Source organism: Xenorhabdus budapestensis, from assembly GCF_017743015.1.
GTDB lineage: Bacteria > Pseudomonadota > Gammaproteobacteria > Enterobacterales > Enterobacteriaceae > Xenorhabdus > Xenorhabdus budapestensis.
In genome coordinates this window covers 3,931,472-3,956,034 of the sequence record NZ_CP072455.1, presented here as the reverse complement: position 1 = coordinate 3,956,034, position 24,563 = coordinate 3,931,472, and the positions used below count along the sequence as shown (strand labels likewise).

21 protein-coding genes, 1 tRNA gene and 1 pseudogene are annotated in these 24,563 nt (G+C 40.6%); 10 read left to right on the top strand and 13 right to left on the bottom strand.

Annotated elements, in window-relative coordinates:
- Window positions 1–48: 48 nt before the first annotated feature.
- The 6 genes from HGO23_RS17415 to pepA form a co-directional block, all read right to left on the bottom strand.
- Window positions 49–813 (bottom strand): amino acid ABC transporter ATP-binding protein, encoded by a 765-nt coding sequence (locus HGO23_RS17415; protein ID WP_209027362.1) that lies wholly within the window; start codon window positions 811–813, stop codon window positions 49–51.
- Window positions 797–1,504 (bottom strand): amino acid ABC transporter permease, encoded by a 708-nt coding sequence (locus HGO23_RS17410; RefSeq protein ID WP_099134346.1) that lies wholly within the window; start codon window positions 1,502–1,504, stop codon window positions 797–799. The genes HGO23_RS17415 and HGO23_RS17410 overlap by 17 nt, the downstream gene beginning before the upstream one ends.
- A gap of 1,042 nt (window positions 1,505–2,546) precedes the next feature.
- Window positions 2,547–3,320: an amino acid ABC transporter substrate-binding protein gene (locus tag HGO23_RS17405; protein WP_209027361.1), complete on the bottom strand. Its 774-nt coding sequence runs from the start codon at window positions 3,318–3,320 to the stop codon at window positions 2,547–2,549.
- 420 nt (window positions 3,321–3,740) lie between these two features.
- On the bottom strand, window positions 3,741–6,638 hold the full coding sequence (locus tag HGO23_RS17400; RefSeq protein WP_209027360.1) for a valine--tRNA ligase: 2,898 nt from the start codon (window positions 6,636–6,638) through the stop codon (window positions 3,741–3,743).
- A gap of 13 nt (window positions 6,639–6,651) precedes the next feature.
- Window positions 6,652–7,131, bottom strand: coding sequence for a DNA polymerase III subunit chi (locus tag HGO23_RS17395; protein WP_099134350.1), 480 nt, complete (start codon window positions 7,129–7,131; stop codon window positions 6,652–6,654).
- 165 nt (window positions 7,132–7,296) lie between these two features.
- Window positions 7,297–8,805, bottom strand: coding sequence for a leucyl aminopeptidase (gene pepA, locus HGO23_RS17390; protein WP_099134351.1), 1,509 nt, complete (start codon window positions 8,803–8,805; stop codon window positions 7,297–7,299).
- Between the two features lie 280 nt (window positions 8,806–9,085).
- Here pepA and lptF point away from each other — a divergent pair, with 280 nt between their 5' ends.
- The 3 genes from lptF (at window position 9,086) to HGO23_RS17375 (ending at window position 12,279) form a co-directional block, all read left to right on the top strand.
- Window positions 9,086–10,186, top strand: coding sequence for an LPS export ABC transporter permease LptF (gene lptF / locus HGO23_RS17385; RefSeq protein ID WP_099134352.1), 1,101 nt, complete (start codon window positions 9,086–9,088; stop codon window positions 10,184–10,186).
- Window positions 10,186–11,262 (top strand): LPS export ABC transporter permease LptG, encoded by a 1,077-nt coding sequence (gene lptG, locus HGO23_RS17380; protein ID WP_099134353.1) that lies wholly within the window; start codon window positions 10,186–10,188, stop codon window positions 11,260–11,262. The genes lptF and lptG overlap by 1 nt, the downstream gene beginning before the upstream one ends.
- Before the next feature lie 345 nt (window positions 11,263–11,607).
- The gene (locus HGO23_RS17375; RefSeq protein WP_099134354.1) at window positions 11,608–12,279 is read left to right on the top strand and encodes a hypothetical protein; all 672 of its coding nucleotides are present in this window, start codon (window positions 11,608–11,610) and stop codon (window positions 12,277–12,279) included.
- Window positions 12,280–12,342: 63 nt separating this feature from the next.
- Here the strand turns inward: HGO23_RS17375 and ampH are convergent, their stop codons facing one another.
- Entirely contained in the window at window positions 12,343–13,593 is a 1,251-nt protein-coding gene (gene ampH / locus HGO23_RS17370) for a D-alanyl-D-alanine-carboxypeptidase/endopeptidase AmpH (RefSeq protein ID WP_209027359.1), read from the bottom strand.
- A 386-nt stretch (window positions 13,594–13,979) separates the two neighbouring features.
- Between ampH and HGO23_RS17365 the strand changes: the two genes are divergently transcribed.
- The 5 genes from HGO23_RS17365 to HGO23_RS17345 all read left to right on the top strand — a co-directional run bounded on the left by HGO23_RS17365 (window position 13,980) and on the right by HGO23_RS17345 (window position 17,129).
- Window positions 13,980–14,064, top strand: a tRNA-Leu gene (locus tag HGO23_RS17365).
- Between the two features lie 189 nt (window positions 14,065–14,253).
- Entirely contained in the window at window positions 14,254–15,501 is a 1,248-nt protein-coding gene (locus HGO23_RS17360) for a tyrosine-type recombinase/integrase (RefSeq protein ID WP_099134356.1), read from the top strand.
- Between the two features lie 111 nt (window positions 15,502–15,612).
- The gene (locus HGO23_RS17355; protein WP_209027358.1) at window positions 15,613–16,482 is read left to right on the top strand and encodes a DUF6387 family protein; all 870 of its coding nucleotides are present in this window, start codon (window positions 15,613–15,615) and stop codon (window positions 16,480–16,482) included.
- A gap of 120 nt (window positions 16,483–16,602) precedes the next feature.
- Window positions 16,603–16,806, top strand: coding sequence for a helix-turn-helix transcriptional regulator (locus HGO23_RS17350; protein ID WP_099134604.1), 204 nt, complete (start codon window positions 16,603–16,605; stop codon window positions 16,804–16,806).
- Between the two features lie 14 nt (window positions 16,807–16,820).
- Window positions 16,821–17,129, top strand: coding sequence for a hypothetical protein (locus HGO23_RS17345; RefSeq protein WP_099134358.1), 309 nt, complete (start codon window positions 16,821–16,823; stop codon window positions 17,127–17,129).
- A 107-nt stretch (window positions 17,130–17,236) separates the two neighbouring features.
- Here the strand turns inward: HGO23_RS17345 and HGO23_RS17340 are convergent, their stop codons facing one another.
- The 6 genes and pseudogenes from HGO23_RS17340 to HGO23_RS17315 form a co-directional block, all read right to left on the bottom strand.
- Window positions 17,237–17,827 carry a hypothetical protein gene (locus HGO23_RS17340; RefSeq protein WP_099134359.1) on the bottom strand — a complete coding sequence of 197 codons (591 nt, stop codon included), beginning with the start codon at window positions 17,825–17,827 and terminating at the stop codon, window positions 17,237–17,239.
- A gap of 308 nt (window positions 17,828–18,135) precedes the next feature.
- A pseudogene (locus HGO23_RS17335) lies at window positions 18,136–18,480 on the bottom strand (relaxase/mobilization nuclease domain-containing protein); the annotation flags it as partial.
- 661 nt (window positions 18,481–19,141) lie between these two features.
- Window positions 19,142–20,041: an SIR2 family protein gene (locus HGO23_RS17330; protein ID WP_209027357.1), complete on the bottom strand. Its 900-nt coding sequence runs from the start codon at window positions 20,039–20,041 to the stop codon at window positions 19,142–19,144.
- 22 nt (window positions 20,042–20,063) lie between these two features.
- Window positions 20,064–21,032, bottom strand: a complete 969-nt coding sequence (locus HGO23_RS17325; RefSeq protein WP_209027116.1) for an IS30 family transposase — start codon at window positions 21,030–21,032, stop codon at window positions 20,064–20,066.
- Between the two features lie 32 nt (window positions 21,033–21,064).
- Window positions 21,065–21,727, bottom strand: coding sequence for an SIR2 family protein (locus tag HGO23_RS17320; protein WP_209027356.1), 663 nt, complete (start codon window positions 21,725–21,727; stop codon window positions 21,065–21,067).
- A gap of 209 nt (window positions 21,728–21,936) precedes the next feature.
- Complete coding sequence (locus HGO23_RS17315) at window positions 21,937–22,263, bottom strand: DUF3223 domain-containing protein (protein ID WP_145956607.1); 327 nt, start codon at window positions 22,261–22,263, stop codon at window positions 21,937–21,939.
- A 560-nt stretch (window positions 22,264–22,823) separates the two neighbouring features.
- Between HGO23_RS17315 and HGO23_RS17310 the strand changes: the two genes are divergently transcribed.
- Together HGO23_RS17310 and HGO23_RS17305 are read left to right on the top strand one after the other, a co-directional pair.
- Complete coding sequence (locus tag HGO23_RS17310; RefSeq protein WP_244967837.1) at window positions 22,824–23,624, top strand: sce7726 family protein; 801 nt, start codon at window positions 22,824–22,826, stop codon at window positions 23,622–23,624.
- Between the two features lie 6 nt (window positions 23,625–23,630).
- A complete protein-coding gene (locus tag HGO23_RS17305; RefSeq protein WP_099135136.1) occupies window positions 23,631–24,563 on the top strand; it encodes a sce7725 family protein in 933 nt (310 codons plus the stop codon).

The window sequence follows — 24,563 nt, the reverse complement described above, 5'->3', positions numbered from 1 at the left end:
CAAGTTTTTCAAGCTAAGTTTTTTTCAGGCTAACGGTGGCACAGTGCTCTATATTTCCCAATCCGGTAAGGTTTCTGTCAGGGTTGAAATAAATTCGACAGTACGTTGTTGATTTGGGCGGGTAAACATGTGTTTTGCGCTTCCTGATTCAATAATTTCACCGAACTCCAAAAAGACAACATCATGGGCAAGATTAGCTGCCAGACGCAGATCGTGTGTTGCCATTAACATGGTTGTTCCTTCGTCCGCCAGTTGTTTCAATACTGAGACAACTTCTTTCGATAACTCAGGATCAAGGGCTGAAGTGGGTTCATCACATAATAATACTTTGGGGGATGGGGCCATCGCTCTGGCAATGGCAACACGCTGCTGCTGACCTCCTGATAATGTGGTTGGCCAGGCATCAGCCTTATGGGACATATCCACTTTTTCCAGTAATTCGAATGCTCGTTTTCTGGCGCGTTCACGTGGCCATTTTTGTACCCAAATCAGTCCTTCCATGATGTTTTCAATCACAGTGAGATGAGGAAAAAGCTGGAAATTCTGGAATACCATGCCAGTTTGCAGGCTAAAGCGCTGAATTTCTTTGTGAGGCAGTCGCTCTTTACCTGTAAATGTGATTTTTTCCTTGCCGATCATCAGTTGACCCGCTTGCGGAATTTCTAATAGATTAATGCAACGCAACAGAGTACTTTTCCCACTGCCGGAAGGTCCGATAAGCGCCGTCAGACTCCCTTCCTGAATAGTCAGATTAATGTTTTTCAGCACCTTTTGTCCGTCGAAACTTTTTTCAATGTTAGAGAGCTGAATCATCTTTGACTTCCTTATTATTGCTATTTTGAGAGTATTGCTGGGAGAATTTCTTTTCCAGACGAACTTGCAGTACCGATAGCAACGAACTCAGGATCAGATAAAGGATAGCTGCTTCGGTGTACAGGATCATTGGTTGGTATGTTACGGCAGCGATGCGTTGTGCAGCCAGGAACATCTCTGGCACGGTGATGACAGAAGCTAATGAGGTATCTTTTACCAGTGAAATAAAGGTATTGGACAGTGGAGGTATCGAAACTCTTGCCGCTTGTGGCAGCACGATCCGACGTAAGGATTGCCACCAACTCATGCCGATGGAGTGGGAAGCTTCCCATTGTCCTTTGGGAACGGAATTCAGAGCTGCGCGGATCACTTCCGAGGTATAGGCACCAACATTCAGAGTAAAACCAATCACGGCAGAGGTGAATGCTTCCAATGTAATGCCGATGCTGGGCAGGGCGTAAAATATCAGGAATAGCTGAACCAGTAAGGGTGTTCCACGGATCAACCAAACATAAAAACGTACGACTGCAACCAGTGGCTTAGGCCCGTAAAGCCTGATCAGGGCAACAATAAACCCTAGTGTAAGCCCAAGAGCAAATGTAATCAGGGTGAGGGGAATAGTGAATGTCAGGCCTGCGTAAAGCATTGGCCAAAGGGAATCCAGCGCTAAGCTGAACCAGGATGGAGTCATATATTGTTCCTATATTTTATACCTTTCGTCTTTCAAGTTGTCTTTTTGTTGGCTGTGCTACTCTTTACAACTACACCCCCGGTCACATCGTTAGCTATGCTTCCGGGGATTAATGAGAGGCCAGCCTTTGGCTGGACAAATTCGTTCCCGACGAATTTGTCATTCCCTTGCCGCCGAGACGCAATTTGTAATCCATTGGGTATATAGCCTAACTTCAAAAAGTATTTATTTTTTATGTGATTGTTTTATTGATGATATGGCAATAAGAGATCATAGTTATATAAAATATAGTTATATCTTATACCCTTCGTCTTTCAAGTTGTATCTTTGTTGGCTCCACTCGCTCACCCCAGTCACATAGTTATCTATGCTCCTGGGGATTCGCTCCCTTGCCGTCTTTATGACATAAGGCCAACCTATAATTTTTATAATGTGATTTTATCATTACGGAACCTTTATGCTCAGACAGGTAATACAAATTATCTGAGACTAATTAATGTTTATGAAGATCAGGAAGAATATGTGGCAATCAGAGGTATTGCTGTTGCACAAATTCGTGGGGTTCAGGAGTTTCTGTATGATTGGGGTAGCGATACTTATAATGGAGGCAATGCCATGATGGCTTATCGATAACCGCTTTTTTAAATGCCAGTTTTTTATAATAGTGTTTAACTTCACTCCACCTTTGAATCGGTGGAGTGATAAACTCCGATCGAACGAGATTACTGTGCTCCCAAAACTGTTGGCAATGCTGGATATTGAAGGCTCCATATTAAATTGTTTTGGGATACCCAGTTGGCGAACGTTTTTACAGATGTTTCCCATACCAATTATCGAAGTGTGGACGGCGATCATGGACGTATAGAGCTGCGTCAGTTGTGGCTGGTTAGCGATATCGTCATCCATCCTCAGTGATCCACGTCGGGCGGCAGAGTTTATCGCTTGTGCAATACGCAGCCATTGGCACATTGAAACGAAACTCCACTGGCAATTGGATGTTAGTTTTGGTGAAGACAGACAGCCCTTGAGAAGCGGCTTTGATTTATTTTGTTATTTCCTCACCAAAATATTTGTCCCAAATACGTTGATAAGTACCGTCAGCATTGATCTCAGTAATGGCTTTATCAACTGCGGCTTTTAATGCAGTGTCGTTCTTGCGCAGGAGTACGGCGGTTTGCGCTGCGTTGGTATCGGCTGCCACTATTTTTACTGGTGCTTCTGGTCGATGTTTTTTGTAGTCGAGATAGGAAAGTTTGTCATTGATGGTGGCATCAGCACGACCTGTACTGACAAGTTCCACCTCTTGATTGAAACCATTTGTACCGATAATTTCGGCGCCATGTTTGCGGGCAATTTGGGCGAAGTTATTGGTCAGAGTATGGGCAGAAGTCCGATCTTTCAAGTCACTGAATGTTTTAATTGTGTTGTTATCTGTCCGGGTAATTAGCACGGCTTCAGAAATGACATAAGGCAGAGAGAATATATATTTTTTCTCGCGTTCAGGTGTAATCGCAATTTGGTTCATAACTGCATCTGAGCGTCCAGCATCAAGGCCAGCGATTAGTCCATCCCATTTACCTTCAATAAATTCAGGTTTAACTTGCATACGCTGAGCAATTTCATGACCGATTTCCACATCAAATCCAGTTAGTTTTCCAGAAGCATCATGATAACTGAACGGAGCATAAGCCCCTTCCGTTGCGATTCTGAATACACCTGTGGATTGAATATTATCAAAGGTAGATTTTGCATAGGCTAAATGGGTAACGCTTAATTGGAGAATACTTGCTAATAATACTTTACTTACAATTTTCATTGTGCCTTCCTGATAATGAAATTTATTATCAAATATAATACATGATCAGCTTTTATGTCCAAATAGTCTATATAATATGAAGTTATATGATGTGTTTTAATTTTAACTCCCTTGAATGCTGTTTTAATTCCCGTTTATTAAACCCTTTTATTTTATTAACCATTTAAAATATAGATCAAATGATTCTTCTTTTATAAGAAGATATCACAAATTAAAATAGTTTATATTTTAAGATACAAAGATAAAACTGTTATTCCGCATATCAGGGCAAGAACATAGGATGATATCATGAATGTCTATTTATTATAGAAGGCTTAAGTGTGAACTTTTACAAACAAATAATAAGTTATTTATTGTAAGTTAAAAATAAAAGCCACCGCAAAAAATGCGGTGGCTTAATCTTAATATAAGTGAAAAATATTACAGGGCAGCAATAGTCTCTTTTTGCGCCAATAATTTTTCTTTAGCAGCATTGTTCGTTGCCAGACGCTCACGCTCTTTGGCAACAACGGCTTCTGGTGCTCGGCTGACAAAACCTTCGTTAGCCAGTTTGACTTCGATGCTGTTGATTTCTTTATCCAGCTTCTCGATTTCTTTATCCAGACGAGCCAGTTCTGCGTCTTTATCTATCAAACCCGCCATTGGGATCAGTATTTCTGCACCGTTGATCAGTTTGGTTACAGAAACAGGCGCTTCTTCTCCTGCCGCCAATACGGTAACAGAAGAGAGACGGCCCATTGCCTGAATAAAGTTAAGGTTTTCAGCTACACGACGTTGCGCATCAGCATTTGCATCACGCAGCAGAACTTCCAGCGGCCTGCTTGGTGCGATGTACATTTCTGCACGAATGTTACGTACTGCAATGATCGCTTCCTTGATCCACTCCAGATCGTTCAGTGCCAGTTCATTGACTTTCGCTTGATCAAATTCAGGGAAAGGTTGCAGCATGATGGTATCCGCATCAATACCTTTAACCACTTTCACACGTTGCCAGATAGTTTCGGTGATGAATGGAATGATTGGATGTGCCAGACGCAGCAAACCTTCCAATACTTCGGTCAGAGTATGACGTGCAGCGCGAACTTCTGTTTCAGCGCCTTTGTTGATAGCTGGTTTTGACAATTCCAGATACCAGTCACAGAATTGGTTCCATGTGAATTCGTAAAGAATATTGGCGGCGATATCGAAACGGTAAGTATCCAATGCTTCGCGATAGGCTTTTACTGTCTGGTTGAACTCTGCCAAAATCCAACGGTCTGCCAGTGACAATGACATTTCACCACCGTTCTGGCCGCAATCCTGTCCTTCGGTGTTCATCAGTACGAAACGGCTGGCGTTCCATAGCTTGTTACAGAAATTGCGATAACCTTGCAGGCGTTTCATATCCCAGTTGATATCACGACCAGTAGAAGCCAGTGCTGCCAGAGTGAAACGCAGAGCGTCAGTGCCGTGGGTTTCAATGCCTTCCGGGAACTGTTTTTCGGTACGCTTGCGGATTTTCTCTGCCATTTGTGGCTGCATCATATTGCCGGTACGTTTTTCCAGCAGAGTTTCCAGCGAGATACCGTCAATCATATCCAATGGGTCGATAACATTCCCTTTGGATTTTGACATCTTTTGGCCTTCTTCATCGCGGATCAGACCGGTCATATAGACAGTTTTGAATGGTACTTGTGGTTTGCCGTTTTCATCTTTGATGAAGTGCATAGTCATCATGATCATGCGGGCAATCCAGAAGAAGATGATGTCAAAACCACTGACCAGCACATTCGTTGGATGGAAGGTTTTCAGGGCTTCAGTTTGCTCAGGCCAGCCGAGGGTAGAGAATGTCCACAGGCCAGAGGAGAACCAGGTATCCAGTACGTCTTCGTCCTGAGTCAGTGCAATATCTGCACCCAGATTGTTTTCGCAGCGAACTTCTTCTTCATCGCGTCCAACATAAACATTGCCTTGTGCGTCATACCATGCCGGAATACGGTGACCCCACCACAATTGACGGGAAATACACCAATCTTGAATATCACTCATCCAGGAGTAGTACATGTTTTCGTACTGTTTTGGTACGAACTGGATATCACCGTTTTCAACCGCTTCAATCGCCACTTTTGCCAGTGGCGCTGTGCGGACATACCATTGGTCAGTTAGCATTGGCTCGATAACCACACCGCCACGGTCACCGTAAGGTACGGTCAGATCATGAGGTTTGATTTCTACCAGCAGGCCCAGTTTTTCAAATTCAGCGACAATCGCCTTACGGGCAGCAAAGCGTTCCATGCCACGGTATTTAATAGGGATTTCGGTCGAGTAACTATCAGAAACTTCACCATTAGTGTTGAAAACTTCTGCGGCTTCGCGGATATCGCCATCGAAGGTCAGAATGTTGATCATTGGCAGGTTGTGGCGTTTACCGACTTCATAGTCATTGAAATCGTGAGCCGGAGTGATTTTCACACAGCCAGTGCCTTTTTCCATATCTGCATGTTCATCTCCCACGATAGGAATACGACGGTTGACCAGTGGCAGAATGATCTCTTTTCCAATCAGATCTTTATAACGAGGATCTTCCGGGTTAACAGCAACGCCGGTATCCCCTAGCATGGTTTCCGGGCGGGTAGTGGCAACAATCAGGTAATCTTTGCCTTCGGCAGTTTTGGCACCGTCAGCCAATGGATAACGCAGATGCCACATAGAGCCTTTAACTTCGCGGTTTTCGACTTCCAGATCAGAAATCGCGGTACGCAGTTTAGGATCCCAGTTAACCAGACGTTTGCCACGGTAAATCAGATCTTCTTGATACAGGCGAACAAAGGCTTCTTTAACGGCTTTTGACAAACCCTCATCCATAGTGAAGCGTTCACGCTCCCAATCCACAGAGTTACCCAGGCGGCGCATCTGATTGGTGATAGTACCACCTGATTCCGCTTTCCACTGCCAAATCTTGTCAATAAAGGCATCGCGGCCGTAATCGTGGCGAGTTTTGTTTTCTTCTGCCGCGATCTTGCGCTCGACAACCATTTGCGTTGCGATGCCTGCGTGGTCAGTACCGACTTGCCATAGCGTGTTTTTACCCTGCATGCGTTGATAGCGCACCATAGTATCCATGATCGTCTGCTGAAATGCGTGCCCCATATGCAGACTTCCGGTCACATTTGGTGGCGGAATGACGATGCAGAAACTTTCACGGCTGGTATCGCCATTCGGCTTGAAATAACCGCTCTTTTCCCAGTGGTTATAAAGAGGTTGCTCTATCTCTGTCGGATTGTATGTTTTATCGAGAGATGGCTCAGATTGCGTTTTAGTAGCGGGTGTCTTTTCCATTGTATCTTGATATTTAATAAGTTGGCGGGGTTGCCATGGTCAAATTAAAGCCGACGCTACGATAGGATTTATATCGTTCGCGCGCTAACTGTTTCAGATTTTCATCAATAGGGACGAAGTCTATCACTTCATGGAAAGCCGTGGCAAAGTCTACAAAATGAGGAAGCAGTGTTACCAGAATATCACGGGGAGCGTTGCCTCTTTTTTGCGGCCAGCACAGTTCCACAGGGGCACCATAACGAGGGCCTTCTCCTGCAAGGTTATGTGGCACAAATTGACCTGGCTTTCGTTGCCATAGTGCTTCATCCAGTTTTTCGGCCTGTTGCTGGCTTTCACAAGCAATCAGAACCCGCTTCCCTGCACGCCATTGATCGGCAGCCAACTGACATGCCAGCCATTCATGCGGCTGCAATTCATCAAAAGACGATGATTCTTCCTGTAACGGTTTTTCCAACAACAGCTTTTCCAATAAATAGAAAGTGGCGTTTTTCATAAATTCTTTTACTGACAATGTCTCATGATTATAGAAAACGAGTTACAGAAAAAATGATGGACAAAGTGACGGAAAAGGGTATTGCTATTGCAATACCCTCAATCCCGTTGACTTTTTCAATACCTTTTACGTTAGCCTTTAAGCAAAAAATGGCTAGTCCGGGTATTAATCATCTGCATTCAGACCTGCACGATTTAACAGGAATTGTGACAACAGTGCAACCGGGCGACCCGTTGCCCCTTTTGCCTTGCCTGAACGCCATGCTGTACCGGCGATATCCAGATGTGCCCAGTTGTATTTAGCTGTAAACCGGGACAGGAAAGCACCGGCAGTGATTGCGCCGCCAAGACGTCCGCACGAGTTGACCATATCCGCAAAATTGGATTCCAATTGCTCAGAATATTCGTCACCCAGTGGCAGACGCCATGCACGATCTCCCGCTTGTTCTGATGCGTTCAGTAGCTCATGTGCAAGCGGATTATGGTTGGACATCAAGCCCGTGTAGTGGCTTCCCAGCGCAACCATGCAAGCGCCTGTCAGAGTGGCAACATCAATAACCAGTTCTGGCTCGAAACGTTCAACATATGTCAGCACATCACACAACACCAGACGACCTTCCGCATCCGTATTTGTCACTTCAACAGTCTGGCCGGACATAGTGGTCAAAATATCACTGGGACGATAAGCATGACCACCGGGCATGTTTTCGCACCCTGCCAATACCCCGATAACGTTAATAGGTAATTGTAGCTCTGCGACAACGCGCATGGCACCATAAACAGAAGCGGCACCTCCCATGTCGAATTTCATCTCTTCCATGCCTTCGGCGGGTTTGAGAGAAATACCGCCGGAATCAAAAGTCAGCCCTTTACCCACTAACACAATAGGTTTCGCATTGGGATCTTTGCTGCCTTTATATTCGATCACTGACATCAGAGATTCGTTCTGTGAACCTTGCCCCACGGCCAGATAGGCATTCATGCCTAACTCTTTCATCTGTTCTTCACCAATTACTTTGGTGATCAGATTGTCAGCACTGTCAGCAAGCTGGCGTGCCTGTGATGCAAGGTACGCAGCATTACAGATATTGGGTGGCATATTGACCAGATCTTTTGTCGCCTTAATACCGGATACAATAGCAAGACCGTGCTGAATAGCGCGTTCACCGCTGGTTAATTCACGGCGGGTCGGCACATTGAAGACCATCTTGCGTAAAGGGCGACGCAGTTCATTTTTGCTGCTTTTAAGCTGATCGAAAACATACAGAGATTCTTTTGCTGTTTCGACAGCCTGACGTACTTTCCAATAGTTATTGCGCCCTTTGACGTGTAATTCTGTCAAGAAACAGACCGCTTCCATTGACCCTGTTTCATTAAGGGTGCTGATCGTTTTCTGGATAATTTGCTTATACTGGCGCTCGTCCAGATCACGTTCTTTTCCGCATCCAACCAACAGAATTCGTTCAGACAGCACGTTAGGAACGTGATGCAGTAATAGGGTTTGGCCCACTTTGCCTTCAAGTTCACCGCGGCGCAGTAAGGCACTAATATAACCGTTACTTATTTTGTCAAGTTGCTCTGCGATAGGGGACAGACGGCGAGGTTCAAATACGCCGACAATAATACACGCACTGCGTTGTTTTTCCGGGCTACCGCTTTTTACACTAAACTCCATGCGTTCTCCTGAATCTTAAAGACAAAGACAGATACAATCGCTAAAATACCACGTTCCGCGTTAAATCATCCCAAATAAAGTTCTCTATTATGTTAAGCTGAGCATATTAATTTTAGATACTTAGCTAACGATAACTGTGCTCTAATTGAGAACGAATATATGGAATGCTTTGGTATCATTTTAGCAATGGGGAAGCCAAACTGATTCATATAAATGGTAGATATACGACGAAGTTAGCGACTTTCCTGCAAAAAGACAAGTTTTCACAGGCGTAATAAGCGTGATCATCATTAGATATCTGGTACGGGAAACCCTGAAAAGTCAAATCGCGATACTTTTCATCTTATTACTGATCTTTTTCTGTCAGAAATTAGTTGAGGTATTAGGTGCGGCAGTAGAAGGTAATATTCCCGCAAATTTAGTTTTATCTTTGTTAGGCTTAGGTGTGCCGGAGATGGCGCAGCTAATTTTACCCCTGAGTTTATTTCTTGGGGTATTAATGACATTTAGCAAACTCTATACGGAAAGCGAAATCACTGTCATGCATGCCTGTGGTTTAGGTAAAGGTGTGTTGGTGAAATCTGCTCTCATTCTGGCTCTGCTTACTACAATGCTGGCAGCGGCCAATGTTATCTGGTTCACACCATGGTCATCCAAATATCAGGCACAGGTGGTGGCAGATGCGAAAGCAAACCCAAGCCTTGCAGCGATAATGGAAGGGCAGTTCAAACCTTCCAGAGATGGCAACATGGTGTTGTATATCGGTAACGTCAAAGGAAATAATTTTGAGAATGTATTCCTTACTCAACTGAGACCGGTGCATAACCAGCGGCCTTCTGTGGTTATCGCTGATGGTGGGCATATGGAAGAGTTACCGAATGGCAATCAGGTAGCGGTACTTCATGAAGGAACCCGTTACGAAGGTACTGCATTGTTGCGTGATTTCCGTATCACAGAATTTCAAAACTATCGGGCAGTCATAGGGCACCAAAGCCCGGAAATTGACAGCGGCAAAGTTGAACAAAAATCAATGGATGAGCTGTGGCATGGCAACGATCTGGATTCTCGCTCAGAATTCCACTGGCGTTTAACCCTGATTGTTTCTGTCTTGATTATGGCGCTGATGGTTGTTCCGCTCAGTGCAGTCAATCCGCGCCAGGGACGAGTGCTCAGTATGTTGCCGGCCATGTTGCTCTATCTGATTTTCTTCCTGTTGCAAAGTTCCCTCCATTCTAATGGTGGCAAGGGCAAACTTAACCCCCTGTTTTGGATGTGGCTGGTAAACGGCGTGTATTTTGCTTTGGCACTGGTGCTCAACGTATGGGATACCATCCCGGTGCGTAAGCTACGTTCACGCTTTAAGATCCAAGGAGCAGCCTGATGTTTGGTGTATTAGATAGATATATCGGGCGGACTATCCTGCAAACCATTCTGATGACACTGTTTACTCTGGTGTCATTGTCCGGCATCATCAAATTTGTTGAGCAGCTTCGTAAAGTCGGTCAGGGAGAATATACCGCTCTTTCTGCCGGCCTTTATACGCTGCTGAGTGTTCCCAAAGATATCCAGACTTTCTTCCCGATGGCAGCATTGCTGGGCGCACTTCTGGGGTTGGGAGCACTGGCAACCCGCAGTGAGCTGGTGGTTATGCAGGCTTCTGGTTTTACCCGCTTGCAAGTGGCTGGTTCGGTAATGAAAACCGCGATCCCATTGGTTCTACTGACGATGGTTATCGGTGAATGGGTGGCTCCACAAGGTGAACAAATTGCCCGTAACTTCCGTTCCCACAAGATGTATGATGGTTCTTTAGTATCCACTGCTAAAGGGATTTGGACAAAAGATGGTCAGGACTTTATCTATATTCAGAATGTGGGTAAAGATAATTCCCTGAATGGTATCAGTATCTATCATGTTGATGAAAAAAGAAAACTGTTATCAGTGAGATATGCGGCTTCTGCTGTGTATGATCAGGACAACAAGCAGTGGAAGCTGTCTCAAGTTGAAGAGTCTGATTTAAGTCAGTTCGGTCGGATCACTGGTTCGCAGCGTATCTCTGCTGATTGGAAAAGTTGGCTGACACCAGAAAAACTGGGGGTTGTTGCTCTTGAGCCTGCTGCACTCTCTATTCGTGGTCTGCATCAATATATTACCTACCTGAAACAGGGTCAGCAGGATGCCGGGCGCTACGAACTCAATATGTGGAAAAAGATCTTTGCTCCGTTATCCGTTGCGGTCATGATGCTGATGGCACTCTCCTTTATCTTTGGCCCATTGCGTAGTGTTCCTATGGGATTAAGAGTTGTAGTGGGGATAAGCACTGGCTTTATCTTTTATGTTCTCAATGAGATATTCGGCCCACTCAGTCTGGTTTATAGCATGCCACCAGTATTGGGAGCACTATTGCCAAGTTTGCTATTCTTTGCAGTGAGTATTTATTTACTTCTGTACCGAAAATAACAGCAACTATCTTATATACAAATGAATTCTCTTATCGCCTCTGCTTTCAACGGTAGAGGCGATTTGTTTTGAGCTTTTGTACGATGGAAATACATATTTTGGGTAAAATTTAGTTTACTTGAGTTACTATTTGTTTATTATAAAACATAGCTACTTTCTGATGATGGTATTCATGCCTTTAATTTATTTACCATCTAATCATTGTCTGTTTCTATTTTGTTTTATCTATCCTGACTCACTGAAACTTGGAATCTGGTGAGTGTCATTAACATGCAAATACTCACTGTATCTTTCTGAAAAAACAGTTCTTGATTGTTGTTGAGTCGCTAATGTGAGGTTTTTTTCATGAAATACCTTAAATTTTTCCCGGAAGGATTCCATCTTTTTGAAGATGTACCTTATAACGCACCTAATGAGCGGCGCTTGACTATATCGGGCCATGGCACATTAAGGGAAGGACTTAGAACGCTAGATAGATCTTTAAATTTTATTGAACCAGAAAAATTAATATTAATTTTAAATAGATACCTTGAAAATGATATTTTTAGATATCGTCATATCCGTTTATTATTCTGCTATTCGGCAGATAATAGGGGTTGGTATAGTGACTCTTTTGCAGGTAGGTTTTCCCGATTACTACCTAACCCTGACCGGATTATCGTGGAGGCTTATGAGGGAGAGATTGAGGTAATGGTCACTGATTATGATAAAAGAATCCGGGCTTTCGAAGACATATCACGATTAGACTGGAATGCTTCTATGTCTAACAACAGGGATGGAGAACCAAAAAGGGTATTAGCATCTGATTATGATATTGACGATATGTACGAGTTTCTATTTGGGTCTAAAAGCGCATATAGTGAAACAACTCGTTTAAAGACCGCTTTTTGGAACTCAGTGAATGAATTTGAATACACATTTGAGACCTGTGATCCCGTTGAATTGAAGGACATCCTTGCTTCTCGGATATTTTTTTGCAATGGAAAATCCAGCAGAAATATAAATGATTTCCGTTAATCTCTGTCAGATACAGCCTGAGTTTTTGAACAGTAAAACTCAGACTGTTGTTTTTTTTATTAATTATTTTTTTACCAACTCTAACAACTTTGCGTCTGAATTCTGATTATGATTCTGTGCCAGCACAGTGACCAGCTCATTCACGCCCTTAGTAACACGATGGAACTTACTGTGTTCTTTGCGAGTCATTACCACAAATACCCCGATATTCTGTTCAGGGATCATCGCCATATAAGTATTGAACCCGCCGCCGCCGCCAGTTTTCTGATAGATACCCGGAATATCTTTTTTGCTATTTATATAAACCCAACCAAGCCCGATACCATCAGCTTGGCCTGCCACATCCATTCCTTTGATTGATATCAGATCGGCGCGTTTAAAGTAGATACCCTGTTCACGGCTGGCTGTCTGCTTCCTCAACTGATTGTGAGAAGATAAAAACTGCTGCATCCAACGCTGCATATCGGCGGGGGTAGAATAAACTCCTCCACTACCTGCTGCGGCAATAGTACTGATACAGGGACTGGATTTGATCCCTTCCATCAACCGGGCACATTGAGTTTGGGTAGGCGTCAGGGTTGTATCTTTCATCTTATAAGGATGGGTGATTTCTTCTCGCAGAAGACGGGGGTAAGGCTCTCCTGTCGCCTTGGAAAGCGCATCTGCCAATAAATCGTAGGCCAGATTGGAATAAGAAGCTGTTGTACCAGGAACGGCATTTATCTCAGCGGATTTCAGCCAAGTCCAACGATTGGATTGTGTCGGCCAGATAAACACCGGGCGTCCCCACTTTCCACCGGGTTGTTCTCGTGGTAGCCCGCTGGTATGACTTGCCAGATGATACAGCCGAATTGGTTGATTTGCGCTAAAGTGTGGTACATGCACGCCATAATAAGAATATTTCTGCAATGGGTCGGTGATCCTAATCCGTTTTTTCTCTGCCAGCTTGATCATCACCTCACTAGTCATCAATTTGGTGATAGAAGCGATACGAATTAAAGAATTCTGACTTGGCTTAATACCACTCCCTGGGTAAGTTTCTCCAAAACTGCGATGCATGACCTGATTATTATCGATGACCACCATTGCCATACCTAACGGATTACCTTCATTAAAGATTGACTGGGCATACTGTTCAACCAGCGCTGAAGTTAGTTTTCGGCTGGAGGCATTGCCGTCAAACACTTCCCATCTTGTGGGCTGTATACTTGAGCGCTGAGTTTTGCTCTGATGTGAATGACCAGAGGTAGCGCAAGCTGAAAGCGCCAATGAAAGAGCGGAAACTATACAAAGTTTATAGAGCCGTTTGTTCATTTTTGGATTAACCAATCAGGGAACGTAATTAAGTGGGGGGACAAAACCGTTATTTGTTCTTCTTAAATATCGCAATAACGGCACCGATAATGAAACCCAACAGAATGCCAGCGAAGATCCAATTGATAAGAGTCATAGTTATTTACCTCAAGACAGTGTTTTGCTTTGAATTATATAAGGTGTTTATGGGTTGTCTATTGGTGATAAGGCGTTATAACGGGTTGATTGATGTTAGATAGAATGAATGAATGCTGAGATTTGAGCTTTTTTGTGGAAAAACAGGTAGATCTGCTTTTTTTTTCGGCACTTGAACAAAATTGGAAGGATAAGTGTTGCGCATGGTCTTCTGACAAGTATAATGACTCTCGTTTTCCGAACCCTTCAGTGCCGAAGTGGCGAAATCGGTAGACGCAGTTGATTCAAAATCAACCGCCTTCGGGTGTGCCGGTTCGAGTCCGGCCTTCGGCACCATACAAAGCTTTTTTCAAGTCTACTAACGTCTACTTTAGTCCATAAAAACAGTAAGTTAAGTTGGTTTCTGACTCAGCTTAGTCTGTTCACGTCTACTCAATTCCTTGAACATATACCAACCGATGATGGTATAACTGATGGTATTCCCGGTTCGATTGATTTTGGTACCAACACAGGAGGTATCAACTGATGGCTCTCACCGATATCAAAGTTAGGACTACCAAGCCCTCCGACAAACCCTTCAAACTCACAGATGGGCAGGGTATGCACCTGCTGATCAATCCCAATGGTTCAAAATATTGGCGATTCCAATACCGTTTCGGGGGCAAACAGAAAGTTTTAGCATTGGGTGTTTATCCAATGGTCTCTCTTGGTGAAGCCCGCAGGAAGCGAGATGAGGCCAAAAAGTTGGTATCTAATGGTATCGACCCTTCTGAGAAGAAAAAAGCAGACAAGATCGAGCAAAGCGAAGCCCTGACATTCGAAGCTGTTGCAAGGGACTGGCATACTGCCTGTAAAAGGAAATGGTCAGATTCCCATAGCGAGAGAGTTCTAAAAAGCATGGAAGATGGTCTCTTTACTGCGATTGGTAAAAGGAAAATATCCGAGCTTACTACAAGAGAACTTCTTGTTCCTATCAAGGCTGTTGCAGCTTCTGGGCGATTAGAGGTTGCTTCCCGCCTACAGCAAAGAACAACGGCGGTGATGCGTTATGCTGTCCAGAATGGGCTGATAGATTACAACCCCGCCCAAGAAATGGCAGGAGGTATTGCGACAGCAAAGCGGGTGCATAGACCAGCCTTACCATTTGATAGGTTCTCAGAGCTTTTAGAGCGCATCGAGAGCTTCAAAGGTAGGAAACTTACTAAGTTAGCTGTGAAGCTGACATTGCTCATTTTTATCCGTTCCAGTGAACTCAGGTTTGCTCGTTGGTCAGAGATCGATTTCGAGAATGCCATGTGGACTATTCCAGCAGAACGAGAACCATTACCCGGAGTGAAGCATTCGCACCGTGGTTCGAAAATGCGAACTCCACATCTTGTTCCTTTGAGTTGTCAGGCATTGGCTGTGTTGACTGAAATTAAAGAGATCAGCGGTGACCATGAACTCGTGTTTATTGGCGATCATGATTTTAGAAAGCCTATGAGCGAAAACACGGTAAATAAGGCTTTAAGGTCGATGGGTTATGACACTAAAGTTGAAGTATGTGGACATGGTTTTCGTGCGATGGCATGTAGTGCTTTAATCGAGTCGGGGAAGTGGTCGAGAGATGCTGTTGAGAGGCAGATGAGTCATCAGGAGCGAAACTCGGTTCGTGCCGCATACATTCATAAAGCTGAGCATTTGGACGAGCGTAGATTGATGTTGCAATGGTGGGCTGATTATCTGGATGAAACAACTGAGAGAAGAATTTCACCTTTTGATTTTGATAACTAACTGATTTTTATTAATATAATGGCGTATTCAATAACAAATTGAGACGCCATTTTTTTATTTGCGATTTATGTGCTATTACGAAGTAAAACTTTTTACAACGGAGTGGCATTAATGAAATCTTGGGTAAAGATGAATAGTTGGATATCAGAAGACACCAAAGCAGTGAAAACGTGGTTTGATTTGGACAGATATCGAGAGTTTGAAAACATTTCTATTAATATGCTTTACCATGAAATATGGGCAAGAACATATTTCTTCAAACCAGTAGTAGAAGAAGGAATGCAGAAAACGGTATTGAAAAATTACATGCAGGTATTGGATGGTGATCCTTTTCTTATCAAAGAGAAAGACTTAAATTATATGGACGCAGAAAATCAATTATATCAACCGCCATACTTTTTTATTACTACCGTAGATCGAATAGCAAATATCAGTTTTGCTTGTATGAAAAAGGCTTTATTCATAAGAGCAAATACAGAACAATATAAAATTGATTCCGCTATTGAGAATGAATACATATCCGAAAAAATTCCTGAACAGTTTCCTACTACGATTATGTTAGAAATCGATCTTGCGGGTGGAAGCGATGATGAGATAGCAGAGGCCCTGCGAGTATCATTACCACAATGGCGAAAAGTAAAGGGCGTTAAACCTGCACCACTTGATGCAGTCAGATTTGGTTATGGGGCAATAAAGAAATTAATTGGCTATCGAATTATCCCCATGCTTGATTTGCTTGCATGGTCAGAAAGAAAAAAAGTACTTCTGTCAGACGATAGATTATCTCGACTGCTATACACGGATGAAGATGATGATAAGGCGATTCGCCAAGGATCTCATATTAGAGATGCGGATCGACCTTTCGCAATGAAAACTGTAGAAATTGATTTCCTAAGGCAATTTAACTTTTTTATCAATAAAAATCAGCATGTTAAAGAAATGAGAGTTTCAGACGTTATGAAACTCTCAGACTCTGAGTGATATGAATCTCCATAGACTCATAATTTTGAGCCAAGGATGGCTCTGCTGATCGGAATCCCGCTTCATTCATTTGAAAATCATGTGTATTGTGACCCTATTGAAATAACAGAGGGTATACATATGGAACATCAAACTCGTCTTATTCGTTTACCTGAAGTCATGAAGAAAACTGGTTTTTGTAAAGCGTGGATCTATCGTCTCATCAGTGATGGGCGTTTTCCTCAGCCAGTGAAGATTGGACTCCGTGCTGTCGCCTTTGTGGAGAGTGAAGTTGAGGACTGGATTCAGTCTGTTATTGAAACGACAAGAAAAAATGTTGCCTGAATGGGAGAGATAAAATGAATATTAATGACTTTGCAGAATTTGAAAATTATGAAGGTATCATTACTGATGGTATTTTTGAGGATGTCTTCAATATGGACTATGTTGAAGAAATTGAACTAACGGAAGAGAAAAAGAAATATATTGAATGGTTAAGTTATTTCTTTGTTGCCGAAATGCAAGATGTGTTGGATGAAATTAATGAGATGGATATGCTTGAACAGATTTCTGTTTTTGATTTTTGGTTCAAGATCATTCAGTCAAGAGATGAAGTAGAAGCTCTGGCAAGAACTATTATCTATCATAAGACAGGGATGCCTGTTTGATATAAATATAAGGTAAAAGGCTTTAGTGCTTTTTGAAAAAAGTAAATATTCACCTAAATAATATACTTATTTTTTACTAAAGTCTTTACAAATGATGTTAATGTGTTTTATTTAGAATGGTTAGAGGGGAAAGAATTACTATCAGGTGTATACAATGTTCGAATAATGTTAACAGGTGTAAAATAAGATGGTGTGAACACATCCTCCGAAAAATCAGAAATTTCTCGATTGTTGGTACTGTCATTAATGATAAGGGCGTTATTAATTGTTCGATATGCACCATCCTTAATATACTGAACAAGTGCGTACCTTCTGATGTGATGACCTTTTCTGAAATGTACATCGCGGATCTTAAAACGTTTTTCTACTCCATCGGCATTTTTGACCCAGATATGACCATCACAAACATCGATAACGGTGCCTGAAAAAGTTTCTTTGAAAGTATAGGTTTTACTCTGGAACTCAAATTTAGGCGTAGTGATTTCTTTTTTCTGAGGGCTAAGATAACTGTTTTTTGCCAGTTCAGATTTTTCTTTATTATCGCGTCTGTAGGTTAAAAATGCCCAGATAAGAAGTAGGGCACTGACTGGAAACCAGACTACGCCAGTAAGGATTAATCCACTTTTTCCAGCGAACAGGGCGATAAGAGCAGGAAGAGATACCGCAAGCCAAAACAGCCTCATAGTGAAAATGCTCATACAGATTCCTTTTTTAAAGATGAAGGTCATATTCGACGTATGAAGAAATCAGGAGTTACAAACAGGATGGGTTCGCTCATATCAAAGCCTGCATTGAAGGAATAATTGAATAGACTAGATAAATCAGTCTGTTATAGAGAGTGTAGTCGAAGTATATTTTGACTGGCTTTGCCGGAAACGCAAATCACTTGTACCGATCGATTAAGAAATAACAATAGATTACAGCTATCAACACTAGTTTATCGATCGGTATAAACGATCAGTTTATTGAGATGTATCTATCAAAAAAGGCTTGCCAGCCTTACATTGTTGGTGATGGTTTTGTGTTTTTGAGGACGTTTCAGGGTTGGGATTTTTAGGTTTTTCAACATGGTAATGATGGCATTGAGGTAGGGGATGGTTTCCAACCATCTAAACGCAGTCGTAACGTAGCTTCGGTCGGGTGCTTCTTTTAACGCTTCGGTTGTATACGCTTCTTTAGCACCAGCACCAGCTTCTAAGTGAAGCTGGTTTACAGAAACATTAGTGTATTCGTCCTGACCAGCACGGTTATCCTGGATAAGCGCTTCTATGGGGGTGTTAGCTTCTTTTGTTGTGATTTCAGGAGCATCTGTAGTTATGGCCATACAAGGCGCTTCACTGACAGATGCTTTCTTCTTACCATTGTTTTATTGGATATTACCTGATATTTGTCATATAAACAAAGGCCACTATAAAAAATAATTTATTTGTTTTTCAGAGATACCACAATTTTATTTTCCTTTTGTACCGAAGCATAGATGTCATTGCTATTAGAAGCCCTTATGGATATAAAAGTGTTGTTATCATTTATGCTGATTTTGGATGTGAGATCATTTTGAGTATTATTGTTTTCACCATGTAATTTGTGCTTTTCTTGAAAGAATTCTTTAATGCTTATTGAACACTTTATCACTCCTGACGAGGTGATTAATGTCAGGAACAAATATCCAAGAAGACTTGAAAAAACTTGGGTAAAAGTTAATTTTGAATCTACATTTGTTATCATATAGAGATAATATCCGTAGCCACAAAGAGAAAAAAAAGCAATTAGTGATTCGAAAAACTTTTTTAATACCTCGTGATAACGTTTGTGAAGATAAAAAAATGTTATTAGTCCTGCCGTTACAGGGAGAATGAAAACTAATAAGTTTAATGCCCACTTGTAATAAGAGCCAGAAAAGTATAGGAGGCAGAAAATAGTCATAATTGATATCGAAAATAAAAAATTACCAACTGAGTGTTTTTTTAACATTATTTAATCCTTATAGCATATTAAGATCTATTTAATTTTATTTACAGCGAGTAATTTCGGTAATCATATAAGCATAAGAGCCTTCTGTAAAAGGTGTTGTTTTTATCGCAATAACTAATTAAATATGTTTTCATTTCATCCGAATTTATGCGGTTTTCGTAGTAGCTATTAAATATACAATCATCTTTTCTGGATGTTGAGATATTATGATCGCATAATATATTTGTTATTGTGTCATGCTCATTTTTGCAGTTACTGGATTTTGTTCTTGCGAAATGATCTTCCAGTTTGCTTATTTGTTGCTTCTTATAAATTTCTACATTATCGAGTTCAGGACAGATTTCGCTGAATGCGAAGATTGGAAAGAACTGGGAACTTTGTATTTTCTGTTTATTTAACAATATAATTAATTGCTTATTTGCTTCCTCTACAATCTTGAAATAATCTTGCATCATCTCAGGCTTGGTTTGGAACTCATACTTGACTCGTTTATGAGATCCTACGGCTAATACCATTTGTCCATTTTTTAACTGGTCCAAATCTTCTGTGATTTTTACTTCTATTTCCCCTCCGCTTTTTATTTCATTCCAGACTTTTTGAACTTTTCTAATATCCATTGCTGAAACTGGTAAGATTAAATCTGATAAACTTTTATATATCGAAGCGTAATCGTCAGTCTTGATTTTATTTATTCTTATAGTGGTAGCATTCCCTATGTATATATCATGTTCAGATATGGTAGTAGATCGTGAATCTTTTTCATATTCCACAAGTAAAAAATTACTTCTAATTTTATTGGCTATATCTGAGTTAGTAGGTACATAGGAAAAAATAGTCTTTAAAATTTGCTGTATGTTTCTGTCACTTATGCTGTACCCAATAAAGATAACAGGGTTATGAATGAATAGTGAGAGTAATTGTGCTCTAATTAGTTCTTGCATTCACATAATAAGTGCAACATCGTTACAAACGAAGTAAATGAGTGGGTATTCCTTTAAATAACTCATTTGGTGTTTTGTAATCTCGTGTTTTACGAGGGCGATTATTTAATCGGTTTGCCACAAGGTTAACCTCTCGCTCTGATACCTTATTAAAATCGGTTCCTTTGGGAAAGTAATTTCTGATTAATCCATTCGTATTCTCATTTATCCCTCTTTCCCAAGGGGAATACGGGTGAGCAAAATAAATTTTTGTCTCTAAATTTTTACTGATAAATTCGTGTTCGGCAAATTCGAGGCCGTTATCAAAAGTAATTGTTTTAACTTTATGTTTTATCAATGATAAGTATCTTGTTACCGCTTTTGCGACACCTTCTGCTGTTTTATCTTCAAGTTTAATGATGATAGTAAATAACGATTTTCGTTCAACTAAGGTCAATAATGCACTTTTATGATCTTTGCCAACGAGAGTATCTCCTTCCCAATCACCAATACGCTGCTTTTTATCAACCCATTTTGGGCGCTTTTCAATGCTGACTCTGTTTTTGATTTTTCCTCTTCGTTCATAACTTCCATAGCGTTTACGATACGGTTTTTTAGCAATCCTGAAATGCTGCCATAAATCACCACCATTAAGCTTATCCTTATAAATCAATCTATAAACTGTTTCATGATGCAAAGATATTATATTTTCCCTTTTGAGATAACCGACTGTTTGTTCAGGGCTTAAATCTTGCCAAATTAGCTGTTTAATCAACTTTGTGATCTCTGGTGTAACTTTGACTGCTTTTACAGCAGCATAGCGGCGCTCTGAGGCTTTAAGCTGAGCCTGTTTAGGACAGTATTTCTGTGCTTCCCGGTTTCGTCTCAATTCCCGGCTAATCGTTGATGGGGCTCGATTGAGCGACGTGGCAATAAAGCGTTGTGTAAAACCGGCTTCTTTTAAACTGAAAATCTGATATCTTTCTATTTCGGTCAGTTGTGTATAGGCCATAGTGCATTTTCCTTTGGCGAGAAAGATGCCTACTATAGCAACTGACCGCCTTTCTCAGAAATTGCACTTATTAGTCGAATCCAAGGTTCATATTTGTTATCGAAATAGTCATAATCTTCTTCTGTAATCGTTAGTTCAGAAGGGGCTGACACACAACCATGTATTTTATAGACAGAACCATAAGGATTACTTAAAAGTATGCTATTACCTATTAGTGGGTCAAATTCGAAGAGTTGTTCAATTAATGAATCATAGTTCGTTGTGATGATTGACCCGATATTTTTTCTCATCTTAATGAGTTCGGCTATCTCTTCGCTTTTCTCTTCTTTTAATTCTACAGTTGATAATAGCTGAGTAATATATATTTTAAATCTACTTAAGTTGATTCCTTTGTCCATTTCACTGTAGAAAATATCGTTTATTTCTTTAAACTTTCCGTTTCTGTCTTTAGATAAAGTTTCATTGAATTTTCTTTCTATATCACTGGCAATTTTATCATATTTATATTCACCATTGATTTGACATTTTGATTTAATATCAAGATATGTTTCTTTATCATTAGTGAGTTCGAAACATATATGTGAGAGTAAACCATTCCAATCAAAGGAGTTTGACAGGTATCGCAAGCTAAACCCAGTTCCAATGAAGAGCACTGGATGATTTCGATACTTTGCTATGAATTCTTGAATTTCCATCTTTCCTTTGCCTTATCACATTGATTTTTCTTTGGATTTTTGTAAGTGAGTTACCAATTATTATGGCTCCTAAGTATTGCTGTTGTCCAGTATGGATGCTTGCAAATTAAACATCATCTTTCTAAGGTGGGAGGTAACTATATTAATAATATTATGTATGACCTGAAATAAAAAATAGTTTGGGTTTGCAATCCGCTATATATAAAAAATTATTGGGTCTTCTTTAAGCATTTAACTGCGTAATGCAAGGATATATCTTCAATCCCATTATTTGTTTTGATATAGAAACATGTTGTACCGTGTATTGATTTACCGACTGTAATGCCCAGGAAACCATTTGAAGTTTTATGTTCCCATTCGTCATGGTTTTTGAGCAGGTCTAAGATAAAATCATAATTTTCACCATTAATTTCATCGTCGACATTTGTGACCAAAATTATATTTTGGGCTTTGGTTATGATATCAGACTTCTTTTTGTAGATTTCCTTGTTGATTAAATAAGGCATAGATATTCCTCTTCTCCATTCAAGTAACAAAGTTAAGTATTCTCCATCATGTTTAGTACACCATGAAAACTAAATTTACAAATTAAAAATGACTTAGTATTAAATTTTTTGCTTCTTTAAAATTACACTAGTGATTTTTTTCATTAAAATCAATTGTTTAAATTGTTTTCGTAATTGATTATTAGTTGTGATATATATAGTTTTTTAAATATTGCCAAGGGGGCTAAATGCATTTAAGCCACTGTAAATTCAATAGTTTGTGCTATATCTCACAACTTCAAAGCTTGTAGATATCTATAATGAATCTTAGTGAAGGATTACATTCCAATTGCTTAGAGTTTTCTATGCAGGACACTGCTGGTTTGGTAACCTAAGGTGAAGATTTTTTCATAGCTTTCCTACACTGATGAACGACTTTTATGTGGGTTGTGCTAAGGATTTTGGCAGTAACCAAGCAAGATCCTGAACGATGGACTATGTGATTCACCATGATGAGAAGTAACGAACTTAACTCTTTTCAATTGACTGCTTTAAGTAGACTTTTTTCCGCTTCCGTCTTCAACGAGATAGCGAAAAGAGGGCAGTCTCCTATGTTTGCTCGTTCTCTCCGAGAGACCGAGCTTTTTGACCATGAAGATACACTTGGGATTACCGTTGGTGAGGCCTTCAATGAGGCATTTGCCTTACTTAGACAAACTGGCTTGCGGAATGAGTATGTTTATCGTTCTGCCCTCACACACAATCTTTTGCTCGGAAAGCATTCATTAAGAACTGCCTGTATGCTTAATGAATTCAGAATCGGTCCTTGCAAAGCTGATCTCATCATACTGAACGGAACTGGAACTGTTTACGAAATAAAATCCGAAAGAGATTCCTTAAGCCGTCTACAAAACCAAATAACAAACTACCGTAAAGCATTTGGGAAAATCTATGTGATAGCTGGTTCAGAACATATAGATGATGTGCTGAAAACAACAGAATCTACTATTGGGGTATTGAGTTTAACCCGATGGAATAGAATATCTACTATAAGAGAAGCTGTAGAAGTCTTAGACTTTATATGCCCTGTAACAATCTTTGAGTCATTAAGGATTAATGAGGCGAAAATTATTGCTTCTGATTTAGGTATAAAAATTCCCGACTTACCTAATACTCAAATGCATGGTTTCCTGAAAGAAGTATTTAGCGGTTTACCCCCTCTTTCTGTATACAATTTAATGCTTAAAACTTTAAAGGAAAGCAGAAGTCTACTTTCTTTAAGAGAGCTTATTCTCAACTTACCAAAGTCTTTGCAACCAGCAGCACTTTCTATTCAGCTTCGCTTTAAGGATCATGAGCGATTAATTAATACTATGCAAGTTCCTCTTAATGAGGCATTGTTATGGGAGTAACAAACTATGTATTATCCTTATTTCCGTGGGAAACAATTTGAACTGTTGGCTATTAGAGATACTGCTAATGTAATGGCTGATGCAGGTTTTACTCCAATCATAGAGCCTGTGAGAGAGGCCCTAAATGGTCTTGAGCGAACACTGAAAACAATCCAGGAAAATGATGGTAATGCAATTGTCATCATTAACCCAGCATGTGGTGATCACTCTACTGATGGGCAAAGTATAGCTCAATTATTAAAAAAAGAATTTAGTAAGTATGAGAAAATTTCTGTAGGGATACTTCTTGATAAGAGTATGACTATTGCTAAGGTTGATAGCTTCCTTCACTCAAAACTCTCTCATGAAGTCACTTTTATTCATGCTGGATTTGATGAGCCCAAAGCATTACATGAAAGATTTGGAGATGGATATAAGCATGTATTCATTTCTAATCATTGTTCTAAAGCCTATCGAAAGCACTTTTCGGATTCAGAAAGAATTTTAATTAAAGATGGCTTCGAAAAACGACGAAATGCTGACCATCCTGATTCTGAGTTCTTTTCAGATCTTCATCTGAATTATGAAGAAGAGGGTATGAATGGTTTTGGTGATTTTTTAATTGTTGGAGATGAATTTAGTGAGTCAGGTGGACCTGCATATGCAGTTGCTATTCATCTTACTTATATTAATACGAAGCATGAAGATGAAATGTACATCTATCATTTTGTTTCGACAACACATGATACACCAACAGATCCAGCAGGTAAGTTCGCACAATCACTTGAAAAATTAATGATTGCTTTAAACTCTGGTGAATCTATGTTGCTTGAAACATCGGCCATTAAAGAGTTTAGGCGATTGCATAATCCGAGCCACTTCCCAGGTTTAGGAACAGTAAAAAAACTGTCAATGATTCACCACATAGAAACCTTGGCTGATTTCATGGATGATAAATAA